The organism is Thermostichus sp. MS-CIW-34 (genome assembly GCF_054060435.1).
Map to the genome: position 1 here is coordinate 1 of NZ_JBSSDE010000003.1, position 13,500 is coordinate 13,500.

Sequence of the window (13,500 nt, forward strand, 5' to 3'; positions counted from 1 at the left end):
GTCGGAAGCAGGAACCCGCCGAGACGACTGCGCAAGGAGCCATCCATGCGCAGCGTGGTAGGAATCTCCGGCCTAAAGGCCGGGGAGGATGTCAAACGAACGACACTTGCTTTCTGAGCCACTAACCTTGTAGAAAGACAAGGGCGAAAGGGCGGCTTTGATGCGGCGGCGCATTCTACAGCTTTGCATCCTCGGCTGGACGATGCTCCTCGTCCTGGCAGTGGGGGGCAGGGGATCCCTGCTGGTTCCCCACTTTTTTGGCATTGAAGCCCTGCAAGCCCAGGCTCAAACTCAAGCCGGAGAACTGCCGCAGCCGATGCGGCTCAAACTTCCCCCCGGCCTGGATCGCTACGCCTACGACAAGGCGGTGGGAGACTACTTTGAGGAAATCGAGCCGCTTTTGCCAGGTGGAGCCTATGCCCAGTGGGCCTTCTATCCCGTCCCTATCTACATCCAAGGGGATCACCCCCAGTGGAAGGCCTCCGTGGAGCAAGCGGTGAAGGAGTGGTCGGCCTACATCCCGCTCAAGGTGGTGGCCAAAGAGGAGGAGGCTTTCTACGGGATGAGCATTTACCGCGTTCCCCCCATCGGCGGCGGGGTGGCTGGGGCGGCCCGCCCGGAGTTTTTCTTCGCCTCCGATGGCTCTTTGCAGCAGCGGGTGCGCATCGTCATTGCAGAAGGACAGGGGTTGGCCGAAATAACGGCGGTGGCCCGGCACGAGATCGGGCATGGGCTGGGGCTGTGGGGCCATAGCCCGAACCTGCGGGATCTGATGTATGGCGGACACCATGCGGCGGCTACCGGCAATCGGCGGGTGTTGCGGGTGCCCAACATTACCAAGCGGGATCTCAACACCCTCAAGCGCGTCTACGAGCAGCCCACCTTGATCGGGCAAGTCTTTCCCGAAAGCGAACGCAAGCTGTTCTAAGTTCTCAGGATCTTTTGCGCTCCCCGCCATCCCATGGCCAGCAGGAAGAACAGCAACTGGGTGGCGACAATGCTGGGGCCGGAGGGCAGGTTGAAGGTTGCCGAGGCGATCATCCCCAACACCGCGCTCAGTCCCCCAATGCCTATGGCCAGCATCACATAAGTCGTGAACCGGGATCCCAAAAGCCTTGCCGTCGAGGCTGGGATGACCACAAAAGCGCTCACCAGCAACACCCCCACCGAGCGAATCGCCAGGGCCACCACCAAAGCCAGCAACACCACAAAAGCCAGCTTCTGCCAGCCCACCTGAACCCCCCGCGCCCGCGCCAGCGGCTCATCCAGGGTCAGCAACATCTGGGCGGGCAAAGTCAATCCCACATAGGCCGAGCTGATCAGCAAGAGGATCCCGCTCGTCCACAGGGCCGCTGGGCTGATCCCCAAAATCTCCCCAAACAACAACTGGTTGAGGTTGCCCCGATAGCCGGGCAGCAAGCTGAGGGCGATAACGGCCAGCGCCAAAGAGGAAGAGTAGATGATGTTCAGCACCGCATCCGCCGACAGTTGAGTGCGCTCCAAGACAAAGGTGACGCCCAAAGCAAATCCCACCCCAAACACCATCAACACCACGGTGGGATTCAGCCCCAGCAGCACTCCCAAAACAATCCCCAGCAGAGCCGAATGCCCCAGGGCATCGCTAAAAAACGACAGTTGCCGCAGAATAACAAAACTGCCCAGCAGCCCACCTGTCATGCCGGTGAGGATCCCACCCAGCATGGCCCGCTGCATAAAGGGCAACTGCAACAGCTCCACTACCCGCACCCAGCCCTCCAACATCGCCTTCCCCTCAGTGACGGTGGATGTAGCGGACAAAATGGTGCTCCGCACCGCTGTCGCGAACAGGCCCATAAACCCGGCTCAGCACTTCTGGTGCCAAAGCCACCTGGGGGGATCCCTGGCAGATGAGGGATTGGTTGAGGCACAGCACGCGGTCGCAATAGCAAGACACCATTTCCAGATCATGGGAGATCTGCAAAATGGCCCAGCCCAGAGATTGGCGCAGCTCTTCCAAGAGCCGGTAAAACTCCCCCTCGCTGAGCGTATCTAAGCCTGCCGGTGCCTCGTCGAGGATAAGCAACCGCCGCGGCCAAGCCAAGCAATAGGCCAACAGCACCCGTTTCAGCTCCCCGCCGCTGAGCTGGCCCAAAGCCTTAGAGGACAGGTGGGATGCGCCGACCCGTTCCAACGCCTCTTTCACCGCCTGCTGCCGAGCAGAGCGCTGCTGCCAAGGCCAACAGGGTTGCAATGCCCCCCAACCCAAAGCCACAAACTCCTCCACCACCATGGGGATCCCAGGATTGAACTGAAAACGTTGGGGCACGTAAGCCACCTGCTGCCGCACCGAGGGGGGCAAATAACCGGACAGGCACACCGGCTCTCCCAGAATCCAAACCGAGCCGCACTGCCGCGGCAGGATCCCCAAGATGGCCTGCACCAAGGTACTTTTGCCAGCTCCATTGGGGCCGACAATGGCCGTATGGGATCCCGCCCTCAGCTCAAACGACACATTTTGCACCGCCAACTGGGATCCCCGATAGACCGTCAGCCCCTCGACGCGCAGGACAACCTCGCCGGAGCAGGAGATCACCGCCCCCTCGCCAGCAGGTGTTCGAGAGCAGCTTGGCCCAGCAGCGGCAATTGCAGGGGCAGGAAGGCCGTCTCCTTCTCAAAGGCGGAGACCAGGTTCTCCACGTTTTGCCGCAGGATGGTCAGGTAATATTCCGGCTCGATCCCCTCAGGGCCGGCAGTCTCGATGGGATCGAAAACCCGCACTTCCACCCCCAAATCCCTGGCCAAGATCTGGAAGGGGTTGTTGTCTCCCACCTGAGGTTCCACCAAGATGGTCTTCAGGCCCGACTCCCGCACCGTCTCCATCACCCGCCGCACATCTTCGGGGGAGGGGCTGGCTTCAGGGATCTCCACCAAGAACTCGGCTTTGAGGTTGTAGCGCTCGGCAAAGTAGGGGGCAAAGTTGTGGAAAACTACAAACTTTCTGCCGGCAAAGGGAGCCAAGCGCTGCTCGATCTCCTCATCCAAAGCCTTGAGCTTCTCGATAAAAGCAGCCGCATTGGCCTGGTAGATCTCTGCCCCCGCCGGATCTACAGAGATGAGGCCATCACGAATATTTTCCACCTGCTGAATGGCCCGCCTGGGATCCAGCCAAATGTGGGGGTTAAACTCGCCGTGGCTGTGCCCATGAGAGTGGCCATGGCCATGCCCGTGAGAATGGCCGTGACTGTGTCCATGAGAGTGTCCATGGCCGTGACCGTGGGAGTGCCCATGCTCTGGCTCCTCAGCCCGCAAAGTTGGGATCCCTTCGCTGCTGTCGATGGTCAGCAATTGGGGATTTGCGGCATTGGCGATCAACCCCTCCAGGAAAGTTTCCATTCCCAGCCCATTGATTACCAACACATCCGCCTGAGCCAGCAAACGAACCTCCTCAGGTCGAGCCTGAAAGTCGTGGGGCCCCATCTGAGGGGGAAGGAGTGGCGTGACTTCTGCCCGATCCCCGGCCACAGCACGGGTAAATTGCGTTATCGGCAAAATCGTGGTCACCACCTTTGGGGGGCTGGATCCCTGCTGGGCCCGGGACTCTTCTTGGCGCATCTGCAGGCCTCCCAGGATCCCGACCGAGAGGGCGGCCACCAGAGATACCAGCGATCGCACCGGTCGAGCCGAACGGATAGAGTTAGCTTGATCAGTCATGAGCCTGAATACCTCACAAGACAACAGAGACAGCAGAGCTGGAAGCAACTGACTTCCCAAAAGCCAAGGCCCTCTGCCGCAGCATCGAAAACATGCTCACCAGACCGTTGCTCCTGGAAGGGCTAAGGCTGAAATTGAGGCCCATCTCCCGCACAAACTCTGGGGAAACCCCCAAAATCTCTTCCGGCGCTAGGCCACTTAGCCCCTCCACCACAATGGCCACCAAACCCTTGACCAACTGAGCATCGGCATCCCCTTGGATGTAGACCTTGCCCTCCCTAAACTCGGTGGCCAGCCACACCCGCGAAGCGCAACCTCTGACTAGGTTCTCCTCCTTCCTCTCCGCTTCGGGAAAGGGTGGCAGGCGCTTGGCATAGGCTAGGAGAAGCTCATACTTCTGCCGCGAGGTCTTGGCCTTCTGGAAGCGATTGACAATTTGCTGCAGAGCTGCGGGCATCCCTCAGCTTGTCTAGAGTGAGAATGATAATCAAACTCATCATAACACCCCCACTCAGCGAGGGCGCAGGGGCACCTGCAAACTTTTGGGACTGTCGTTACCGAAGCGAGCGATAGCCGCCACTTACTCCCCGTGGTGAGAGGACCAGTTGCCAAAGTTGGCTGGCCCGGGCCTTGAAGCTACCGGCACTCATCAGGAGATAGAGCCGCCACATGCGGCGAAAGCGCTCATCGTAGCGGTCGGCTAATTTTGGCCATGCCTGCTCAAAATTGGCGTGCCAGGCTTTTAAGGTGGCCACGTAATTGATCCCAAAATTGTGCCAGTCTTCCAGCACAAATAAGCCCTCAAAGGCTGCAGTAATCAGATGAGGCGAGGGCAGCATCGAGTTGGGGAAAATGTAGCGCTCAATCCAGGGATCCCGCCCCTGGTAGGCCACGTTGCTGCCGATGGTGTGCAGAAGAAACAAGCCATTGTCGTTCAACAAGCGGCGGGCTACCTGCATAAACGTTCGGTAGTTTCGGTAGCCAACATGTTCAAACATGCCGACAGAAAGGATGCGATCAAACTTTCCCTGGGTCTGGCGATAGTCTTCTAACCGAATCTCGACCGGCAGGCCGCGGCAGCGTTCGCTGGCCAGTTTGGCTTGCTCTTTGGAAACAGTAATCCCCACAACCTGCACCCCGTAGCGTTCGGCCAGGTACTGGGCTGTGCCGCCCCAGCCACAGCCGATGTCGAGCACCCGCATGCCGGGTTGGAGTTCCAGCTTGCGGGCAATGAGGTCAAGCTTAGCTTCTTGGGCTTCATCCAGAGTTTGCGCGCCCCCATCCCAATAGGCACAGCTGTAGATCATGCGGCGATCCAGCATGGCCTCATAGAGATCGTTGCCAATGTCGTAGTGGCGCTGGCCAATGACGAATGCCCCCTTGCCCCGCTGGCGGTTGATGAGGCGACTGTCCAGCCCAAGTAGGGGCTGAATTAGCCAACCCACCTGCTGCGGTGCCTGGGCAGTTAGGAGACGACAAACTAACTCATCAATGGCCTCGCAATCCCACCAGCCCTCCATGTAGGCCTCGCCAAAGCCCAGGGATCCATAGAGCAGGCAGCGCAGGTAGAGCCGCTCGTCGTGAACTTGAATATCCCAGGGCTGTGAGCCATTGAGGGTTATACCGGCAGCATCCAGAACTCGAAGCGCATACTGACGCGCCAGCCAGCGCAAGCTGTTGAGTCCTTTCCCCATCCCTAGGGATCCCTCACTGCAGGGAAACTGACTCAACAAATACACCCCAAGGTGGCAAGGGATCCAACAAGTTGTTTCCAATTTCTAGGGATCCCCCCGAAGGGGGAACAAGGTTCGCAAGAACGCTGCCGCAAAGGCCAAGAAGCTTAACAGTTTCCAATTTCTAGGGATCCCCCCGAAGGGGGAACGTGTGGGTAACAAGAGAAATAGGAGCGGGTTCGTATTGGCGTTTCCAATTTCTAGGGATCCCCCCGAAGGGGGAACCTGGAAGAGGTTGACTAGCCGTTGTCCATACTTGTAATAGTTTCCAATTTCTAGGGATCCCCCCGAAGGGGGAACCCCAAGTTGGGGTCACACTGGGCAACGCTCCTGAAAGTTTCCAATTTCTAGGGATCCCCCCGAAGGGGGAACATGCGCCATTCTCGACTATCTACGAGGGATTCCAAGTGTTTCCAATTTCTAGGGATCCCCCCGAAGGGGGAACTCGTGACTTTCTTCCAACACCACCCAACCATTGCGGTTTCCAATTTCTAGGGATCCCCCCGAAGGGGGAACGGAATTCAAGTTGTGGTGATCATCCAGTTCATTACTGTTTCCAATTTCTAGGGATCCCCCCGAAGGGGGAACTGCGTGGAAGTAATCCGACAAGGTGAATTCCTGCGGTGTTTCCAATTTCTAGGGATCCCCCCGAAGGGGGAACAATAAGTAAATCCTGATCATCCACTAGAGATTGAAGTTTCCAATTTCTAGGGATCCCCCCGAAGGGGGAACATCAAATGGTCCAACGGAGATCGTTACTTGTTGGTGTTTCCAATTTCTAGGGATCCCCCCGAAGGGGGAACTTTACAACCGTATCTGCCGCGCAGTACGCGCAGTATATCGTTTCCAATTTCTAGGGATCCCCCCGAAGGGGGAACTTTTAATAAACAAGTCGATCAGATGAATCTAGAACAAGCTAGAGTTTCCAATTTCTAGGGATCCCCCCGAAGGGGGAACTGCAGAGTGCCCCCATTACCCACCCAATCAGGGTGGGGTTTCCAATTTCTAGGGATCCCCCCGAAGGGGGAACCCGATGAGGTCATTCGGGATGCGTGGACAAAAGTCCGCGTGTTTCCAATTTCTAGGGATCCCCCCGAAGGGGGAACTAGGAGGTATAAAATGGCTCAGGTAGTATTTATGGTGTTTCCAATTTCTAGGGATCCCCCCGAAGGGGGAACCGCTATGCCTATGTGGTTTGCCAGTACGAACTGGCAAAGCAGTTTCCAATTTCTAGGGATCCCCCCGAAGGGGGAACTCGCGGATGATTTCGTCGGTCAGTTTCAATACTTTTGTCGTTTCCAATTTCTAGGGATCCCCCCGAAGGGGGAACCCAAAGATTTACATCAATGGGCTTCTGAACAAATGGAAGTTTCCAATTTCTAGGGATCCCCCCGAAGGGGGAACCCCAACGGGTATGACGGGTGGTTGAATCTGGCTAACGTTTCCAATTTCTAGGGATCCCCCCGAAGGGGGAACTTTTAAAGCTTCTTGATACCGTCGAATAGCTTCTGGTTTCCAATTTCTAGGGATCCCCCCGAAGGGGGAACGACAGGGGTAGCCGCCGATGATCCTGCCCTTGTAGGAGGTTTCCAATTTCTAGGGATCCCCCCGAAGGGGGAACCCTCCCGGATTTCTCCACGTTGTATCCGCAGCTTGATGTTTCCAATTTCTAGGGATCCCCCCGAAGGGGGAACGTCTATAAAGTTTACCTGCTAGCCTTGCTTCCCAATACGCCGTTTCCAATTTCTAGGGATCCCCCCGAAGGGGGAACTCCTTCAACTTGGGTAGCAGGAGTAAAGAATTAGTGTTTCCAATTTCTAGGGATCCCCCCGAAGGGGGAACTCCACCCCTATTAAACCCAAGCAGGGCAAGGAATGCAAGGCCCATTTGCGAGGGATCCGGAAAAAAGTCGGCAAAAAGAGTTTTGGCGAGGGGGTTTTGGGGCCGGAAAGCCTTGTGGCGCAAGGCGTCGAGGGATCGAACGAAAGAATCGGCCTTTGCGGCTTTTGGCGGATCGCTCGCGGAGGCGTTGATACCGTTTTGGTGTTCTTTTGGAAACATCGAGCGAGATCCAGACAAGGGCAGTAGGGCCCTGAGTCCACTGATGAGCCAACCTCAGCCAATCTAGCCGCGCAGGCGACCGGAGCGCAGGATGCTGATGACGAGCCACAGCCCCAACAGGCTGGCCGCCCCGAACAGGAGTTCGCTCAGCCCAAAGACCTGAAACCGCTGCGTCTGAGCCGAGATGATGGCGGCCCCGACGATTAGAGAGCCGACCACAATGCTGTAGGAGAGGCGGTTGGCCGACTGATCCAGGCTGCTGCGGATCCCGTCCAGCTCTTGGATGGTCAAGTTCCAGCGCTGGGTTTCCGACGTGATGCGGCTGAGCAGCAGCTCCATCTGGCGCGGCGATTGCAGAGAGAGATTTTTCAAATCCAAAGCCGTGCGCAGCAGCGAAGGCAGAGGGGCCTCCCCCAGCAATTGCGCCCGAAACACATCCGCCATCAGGGGGCGAAGCTGCTCCGGCAGGTTGTAGTCGGGGGTGAGCTGGCGGGCGATCCCTTCCAAATTGGCCAGCGCCTTGGCACAGAGGCCCAAATTGCCGGGAATGCGGATCTGGTTGCGCCGGGCCGCCTGCAGGATCTCAGAAAAGAGCATGACTCTAGTCAATAATAAGCTCAACTATACTGAAAATAATGTATAATATGCTCAGTACGGATTACTACCAGTTGATCTTTCTGTTTACTTTCGAGTCTGCCAACATGGTAGCCAAAGCAAAGCAGAAAATTGGTAGTAAGACGACACGGAAACTGCGCTTTGGGTATTCTACTCAAAGCTTTGCGGGATACCGCCATTCTGGTTGGAAACAAACAGAATGCTATCGCTGCATAGTTGAACAGTGATGTTCAGCAATGTTCAGCGTAAATGTATCAGGTACGTCGGCCTGCAAAGTGCTGAGGGCCTCGATGTACTCTCGCGGCAACAGGTCCGGACGGGTGCTCAGCAGTTGGCCCAGCTTGACATAGACCGGCCCCAGATCCACCAAAATGTTGCGCAGCACCATTGGGGGGGGCAGTTGGGGTTCCCCAGCCTTGCCAAAAGAGAGCAAGCGGCGCATGTAGTCCCAACCGTGGCGCAAAACCACCTCCAGGATCTCGGCCTGACGCGCCCCACTCTGGGCCAGACGGGCAAACATCGCAGTCTCTCTCCCTGGAAGTCCAATGGCAGAGAAGCCCGATCCCTAGAAAAAGGGGATAGGGGCCACCCTACGGGTTCCATCCCAGCCGGTTTGCAGCCCCTCCCGCAACACCCGCAGCACCTCATCGGTATCGGCATTGGGCTGGGCAAAGGAGAAAACATGCTTGAAGCGCAGTTTGCCCTCCCGATCCACAACGAACTGGGCCGGCAGGGGTGCTCCCAAAGCTTGGCCAACCCCATAGAGGCGGAAGGTTTTGCACTCGGGATCCACCAGCAGCGGGTAAGGCAGCTGCAGGTCTGCTTGAATCTGCTGGCTTTGAACCGGATCGGTGCTGGTGACCATCAGCAGCTCGGCCCCCAAGGCTTGGATCTCGCCGTAGCGGGCTTTCAGCTCTTGGATGTGGGGGTAGCAAAAAGGGCAAAAAAGCTTTTCGGTGAAGATACGAGTAAAAGCCAGAACCACCGGCTTTTGGCCGCGGTAGTCCGATAGCCGCACGGGATCCCCTTGCACGCGCGGCAGCTCAAAATCGGGGGCAATCTGGCCGATTTCCAGAGAAGTGTTGGCTGGTTGGGGGATGAAGTTGTCGGCAAAGCGACGGTTAAACAGTCCGCTGTTGCTGGTCATTGCAGTTTTTTACGTTTCTTTACTACTTGCCACCAGCCTAACCCAAAGCCTCGGCCACCGCCTTCAGCCGTCGGAGCTGGGCCCGCATATCCTGCTGGGTCGGCCCTGCTGCCAACAGGTAAAACCCTGCCGCCACCCAGGGACTGGGGATGCGGAAGTTGAAGCAATTGACTAGAAGGGTACCCCCCGGCTGGGGATGGCACTCCCAGCGGTCGGTTCCTTCAAAAAACCCCTCAAACTGCCACTGCACCAAGCCTTCTGCCCGCTCTGTAATCACGCAATCCAAGCTGGGGGATACAAACGGCAAGCGAAGGAAAAAGCGGTAGCGGCTGCCCAATTCCGCCAGAGGGGATCCCACCGCCTCGCAGCCCAACAGCGGGTTGAGCCAGCGCTTCATCAACTCCAGGTCGGTGAGGCAGCGATCCACCTGGGCCACGCTGGCCGCAATCGGAATCGACTGGGTATAGATGGGCATCCTCAGGGGGAAGTTGGGGGAGCGAGCTTGGCCGCAGAGAGGTCTTCTGCCGTGGCAGAGGGGGATACGGTGCTCAGCAAAATCAAGATATCGCGATATTCCACCTGATCCGGCCCGCGACGAGGGGATCCCACTTGCACCACCGCCTGTTGGAGAGGCTTTTTGGGGTGGGGGGGAGACTCGAACACCAAGGTGCGGATCCCGTTGGCCTGCTCGATGTCCGAGAGGATGTCCCAGCCCCGGCCCCACAGGGTGCGGCGGTAGTAGGCGGCAATCGCCTCCAGAGGCTGAGAGGTCTGCAAGATCAGGGAAGCAAGGCCCCCCTCTCGATCCCGAATCTGTCCCGAAGAGATGATGGAAGCGTTGGGCAACTGCAAGTGAGGGGGAAACTGAGGGGGAAGGGCGCGGGTATCCCCCAGGGAAGCCTCAAAATGCGTGCCATCTTTGCCGATGTGACGCCGCACGGGATCCTGATCCACTTCTTGAGCAACCGGATCAGGCATCTTGCGGCAGGCCACGAGGGATCCCGCCAACAGCCCCAGGGTTAGCCGAGTAAGAATAGGCAAAGAACCTGGCCCCACTGACGTGAACCGCTCAAGACGGGGATTTTTTCTCATCCGTTTTTCTCATCCGTTGGCCAGGGATCCCTGACTGGTTATAGTGGATCCCGCCTTTGGATACAACCAATCTTCCTTTCTGGGCCAAGTTCCAGAGCAGCCATCATTCGTCGAGCCAGGGCTGACAACTGCACACCAGGTGGCGATCCCCGTAGGCGTTGTCGATGCGGCTGACGCTGGGCCAGAACTTGTGGGCCTTGACCCAAGGGAGCGGGTAGGCGGCCAGCGAGCGAGGATAGGGGCGATCCCAGTGGTCGGCAGCCACCACCTCGGCGGTGTGGGGGGCCAGCTTGAGGGGATTGCGCACCGGATCCATCTCGCCTCGCTCAATGGCGGCAATCTCCTGGCGGATGGCAATCATCGCCTCGCAGAAGCGATCTAGCTCCTCCAGAGATTCGCTCTCGGTGGGCTCCACCATCATTGTCCCCGGCACCGGCCAGGAGATGGTGGGGGCGTGGAAGCCATAGTCCATCAGGCGCTTGGCCACATCTTCCACCTCGATGCCGGCGCTTTTTTTCAGGGGGCGCAAATCCAAAATACACTCGTGGGCCACCCACCCCCCCGGCCCCTTGTAGAGCACTGGGTAGTAGGGATCCAACCGCTTGGCGATGTAGTTGGCGTTGAGGATGGCCACTTGGCTGGCCAGGGTGAGGCCGGCGGATCCCATAAGGCGAATGTAGGCCCAGGAGATGGGCAAAATGCTGGCACTGCCCCACGGGGCAGCGCTGACGGGGCCGTTACAGCCGAGCAAAACAGGATGGCCAGGCAAATAGGGCACAAGGTGGCGGGCCACGGCAATGGGCCCTACCCCCGGCCCACCTCCCCCATGGGGAATGCAGAAGGTCTTGTGCAGGTTGAGGTGGCAGACATCGGCCCCCAGCTCGGCAGGACGGCAGAGGCCCACCTGAGCGTTGAGGTTGGCCCCATCCATGTACACCTGTCCCCCCGCCTCGTGGATTATCTGGCAAATCTCGCGGATCCCTTCCTCAAACACACCGTGGGTAGAAGGGTAGGTGATCATCAAGGCGGCCAGCCGCTCCCCGTGCTGCTCCACCTTGGCCCGCAGATCCTCAATGTCGATATTGCCGGCTTCATCACAAGCTACGCTCACCACCTGCATCCCCGCCATCACGGCGCTGGCCGGGTTGGTTCCGTGGGCCGAGGTGGGGATCAAGCACACCTGCCGCCGGCTTTCCCCTCTGGCTTGGTGGTAGCGGCGGATAGCCAACAGGCCGGCATATTCCCCCTGAGATCCGGCATTGGGCTGCAGAGAAACTCCGGCAAAACCGGTGATCTCCGCCAGCATCTTTTCCAACTGGGCAAAAAGGGCTTGATAGCCACGGGCCTGCTCTAGGGGCACAAAAGGATGGAGCTGGGCAAACTCCGGCCAGGTGACCGGCATCATCTCCACCGTGGCATTCAGCTTCATGGTGCAAGAGCCCAAGGGGATCATGGAATGGGTGAGAGCCAGATCCCGGCTTTGCAGGCGGTGGATATAGCGCAGCAGCTCAGTTTCCGAGTGGTAACGGTTAAAGACCGGATGGGTGAGGTAGGGGGTGGTGCGCAGGAGCTGGGGCGGCAGGCTCTGGCCCAAGTCCAGCTCTGGGCTGTCGGGATCCCAAGCTGGCGGTAAGGACTCCGCTCCGCTGCGGGGAAGGGTTCCGGCAAAGATCTCCCACAGATCCCGCAGATCCTGAGTGGTGGTGGCCTCATCCAAGCTGATCCCCAGCGTCCGGTCATCGATCTGGCGGAGGTTGATCTGTCGCTGGGCAGCGCCGGCCTGGATCGCCTGCACCTGCTCTGGAGAAGCTACCTTGACCCAGAAGGTATCGAAGAAATGCTCGGGCCCCACCTCATAACCCAACTGGCAGATCCCAGTGGCCAAGTGATGGGCCTGGCGGTGGATGCGCTCGGCTATGTGTCGCAAGCCGCGGGGGCCGTGGTAGACGGCATACATAGAAGCCATCACCGCCAAAAGCACCTGGGCAGTGCAGATGTTGCTGGTGGCCTTGTCCCGCCGTATGTGCTGCTCGCGGGTCTGCAACGCCAAGCGCAGGGCTGGCTTGCCTTGAGCATCCTGAGAAATCCCCACCAGCCGTCCTGGCAGCAGCCGCTTGTGGGCCTCGCGGGTGGCGAAGTAAGCCGCATGGGGGCCGCCATAGCCCAAAGGCACGCCGAAGCGCTGGGTGGATCCCACCACGATGTCCGCTCCCCACTCTCCCGGCGGTTGCAATAGGGTCAAGCTGAGCAGGTCGGCAGCCACCGCCACCACCATCCCCTTTTGGTGAGCCTGCTCCACCAACTGCCGGTAGTCCCGGATTTCCCCATAGGTGCTGGGATACTGCAGGAGTAATCCAAAGCCCTTTTCCAGGGAGAGTTCTGTTGGATCGGCTATGCGCACCTGGATTCCCAATGGTTCCGCCCGCGTCTGCACCACTGCAATCGTCTGGGGATGACAGCCCCGATCCACCCAGAAAACCGGGGATCCCTTGCCTGCCAAGGTGTAGGCAAGAGCCATGGCTTCGGCGGCTGCGGTGGCTTCGTCCAGCAGGGAAGCATTGGCGATCTCCATCCCCGTCAGGTCGATCACCATCGTTTGGAAATTGAGCAGGGCCTCCAGTCGTCCCTGGGCGATCTCGGCTTGGTAGGGGGTGTAGGGGGTGTACCAGGCAGGGTTTTCCAGGATGTTGCGCTGAATCACCGGTGGCGTCAGGGTGTTGGAATAGCCCATGCCCAAAAAGGAGCGCCACACCTGGTTCTGGGCCGCCATTGCCTGCAGTTCCGCCAACACCTGCTGCTCAGGGCAAGGGGATCCCAATTGCAAAGGCTGGCTGCTGCGAATGGCCGGCGGCACCGCCTTCTCCACCAGCTCCTGCAGCGAACTCAGCTCCAACACTTGCAACATCTGCCCAATTTGCCGGGCATCCGGCCCAATGTGCCGTCTGAGAAAGAGTTCGGTCTGCCCCAGCAACTCCAGCTCCGGAGAAGGCGTGGGTTGTGGGATCCCTGGAGATGGATCCCGGCTGGGGGGGTCAAGTCGAGTCGAGTGGAGAAGGGCCAAGTCGGACATGGTGCGATAGCCGAGAAAGGGAGAGCAAGAAAGACTGTCTCCTGATCATAGTTGTTAAAAATTGTTTCTGTCGGGATCCAAATCCTGTCTTG

The 13,500-nt window shown here is 58.7% G+C and carries 12 protein-coding genes and 1 CRISPR repeat array; of the genes, 1 reads left to right on the forward strand and 11 read right to left on the reverse strand.

What is annotated here, in order from left to right; translation table 11 throughout:
* Nucleotides 1–160: 160 nt before the first annotated feature.
* Complete coding sequence (locus ACVWYY_RS01505; RefSeq protein ID WP_457402749.1) at nt 161–928, forward strand: hypothetical protein; 768 nt, start codon at nt 161–163, stop codon at nt 926–928.
* Here ACVWYY_RS01505 and ACVWYY_RS01510 read toward each other — a convergent pair.
* The 11 genes from ACVWYY_RS01510 to gcvP form a co-directional block, all read right to left on the reverse strand.
* Nucleotides 925–1,761: a metal ABC transporter permease gene (locus tag ACVWYY_RS01510; protein WP_457439383.1), complete on the reverse strand. Its 837-nt coding sequence runs from the start codon at nt 1,759–1,761 to the stop codon at nt 925–927. The genes ACVWYY_RS01505 and ACVWYY_RS01510 overlap by 4 nt on opposite strands.
* A gap of 10 nt (nt 1,762–1,771) precedes the next feature.
* Nucleotides 1,772–2,572 carry a metal ABC transporter ATP-binding protein gene (locus tag ACVWYY_RS01515; protein WP_457402751.1) on the reverse strand — a complete coding sequence of 267 codons (801 nt, stop codon included), beginning with the start codon at nt 2,570–2,572 and terminating at the stop codon, nt 1,772–1,774.
* On the reverse strand, nt 2,569–3,690 hold the full coding sequence (locus ACVWYY_RS01520; protein WP_457402753.1) for a metal ABC transporter solute-binding protein, Zn/Mn family: 1,122 nt from the start codon (nt 3,688–3,690) through the stop codon (nt 2,569–2,571). The genes ACVWYY_RS01515 and ACVWYY_RS01520 overlap by 4 nt, the downstream gene beginning before the upstream one ends.
* A 13-nt stretch (nt 3,691–3,703) precedes the next feature.
* Entirely contained in the window at nt 3,704–4,147 is a 444-nt protein-coding gene (locus tag ACVWYY_RS01525) for a SufE family protein (protein WP_414329195.1), read from the reverse strand.
* Between the two features lie 97 nt (nt 4,148–4,244).
* The gene (cfa, locus tag ACVWYY_RS01530; protein ID WP_457402848.1) at nt 4,245–5,384 is read right to left on the reverse strand and encodes a cyclopropane fatty acyl phospholipid synthase; all 1,140 of its coding nucleotides are present in this window, start codon (nt 5,382–5,384) and stop codon (nt 4,245–4,247) included.
* A gap of 73 nt (nt 5,385–5,457) precedes the next feature.
* Nucleotides 5,458–7,265: a CRISPR direct-repeat array (repeat unit 36 nt; unit sequence GTTTCCAATTTCTAGGGATCCCCCCGAAGGGGGAAC).
* Between the two features lie 282 nt (nt 7,266–7,547).
* On the reverse strand, nt 7,548–8,081 hold the full coding sequence (locus ACVWYY_RS01535; RefSeq protein ID WP_457402756.1) for a hypothetical protein: 534 nt from the start codon (nt 8,079–8,081) through the stop codon (nt 7,548–7,550).
* Between the two features lie 220 nt (nt 8,082–8,301).
* On the reverse strand, nt 8,302–8,619 hold the full coding sequence (locus ACVWYY_RS01540; protein ID WP_457402757.1) for a hypothetical protein: 318 nt from the start codon (nt 8,617–8,619) through the stop codon (nt 8,302–8,304).
* 45 nt (nt 8,620–8,664) lie between these two features.
* Nucleotides 8,665–9,246 carry a peroxiredoxin family protein gene (locus ACVWYY_RS01545; protein WP_011431812.1) on the reverse strand — a complete coding sequence of 194 codons (582 nt, stop codon included), beginning with the start codon at nt 9,244–9,246 and terminating at the stop codon, nt 8,665–8,667.
* Between the two features lie 37 nt (nt 9,247–9,283).
* Nucleotides 9,284–9,721, reverse strand: a complete 438-nt coding sequence (locus ACVWYY_RS01550; protein ID WP_457402760.1) for an SRPBCC family protein — start codon at nt 9,719–9,721, stop codon at nt 9,284–9,286.
* A gap of 2 nt (nt 9,722–9,723) precedes the next feature.
* Nucleotides 9,724–10,287, reverse strand: a complete 564-nt coding sequence (locus ACVWYY_RS01555; RefSeq protein WP_414406845.1) for a hypothetical protein — start codon at nt 10,285–10,287, stop codon at nt 9,724–9,726.
* A 154-nt stretch (nt 10,288–10,441) separates the two neighbouring features.
* Nucleotides 10,442–13,408: an aminomethyl-transferring glycine dehydrogenase gene (gene gcvP / locus ACVWYY_RS01560; protein WP_457439385.1), complete on the reverse strand. Its 2,967-nt coding sequence runs from the start codon at nt 13,406–13,408 to the stop codon at nt 10,442–10,444.
* Nucleotides 13,409–13,500: the final 92 nt, after the last annotated feature.

Bases quoted from the DNA above. Each gene is read 5' to 3' on its own strand.
- ACVWYY_RS01535 (WP_457402756.1), bottom strand. From the start codon at position 8,081: ATGCTCTTTTCTGAGATCCTGCAGGCGGCCCGGCGCAACCAGATCCGC.
- ACVWYY_RS01510 (WP_457439383.1), bottom strand. From the start codon at position 1,761: ATGTTGGAGGGCTGGGTGCGGGTAGTGGAGCTGTTGCAGTTGCCCTTT.
- ACVWYY_RS01505 (WP_457402749.1), top strand. From the start codon at position 161: ATGCGGCGGCGCATTCTACAGCTTTGCATCCTCGGCTGGACGATGCTC.
- ACVWYY_RS01550 (WP_457402760.1), bottom strand. From the start codon at position 9,721: ATGCCCATCTATACCCAGTCGATTCCGATTGCGGCCAGCGTGGCCCAG.
- ACVWYY_RS01545 (WP_011431812.1), bottom strand. From the start codon at position 9,246: ATGACCAGCAACAGCGGACTGTTTAACCGTCGCTTTGCCGACAACTTC.
- ACVWYY_RS01520 (WP_457402753.1), bottom strand. From the start codon at position 3,690: ATGACTGATCAAGCTAACTCTATCCGTTCGGCTCGACCGGTGCGATCG.
- cfa (WP_457402848.1), bottom strand. From the start codon at position 5,384: ATGGGGAAAGGACTCAACAGCTTGCGCTGGCTGGCGCGTCAGTATGCG.
- ACVWYY_RS01525 (WP_414329195.1), bottom strand. From the start codon at position 4,147: ATGCCCGCAGCTCTGCAGCAAATTGTCAATCGCTTCCAGAAGGCCAAG.
- ACVWYY_RS01540 (WP_457402757.1), bottom strand. From the start codon at position 8,619: ATGTTTGCCCGTCTGGCCCAGAGTGGGGCGCGTCAGGCCGAGATCCTG.
- gcvP (WP_457439385.1), bottom strand. From the start codon at position 13,408: ATGTCCGACTTGGCCCTTCTCCACTCGACTCGACTTGACCCCCCCAGC.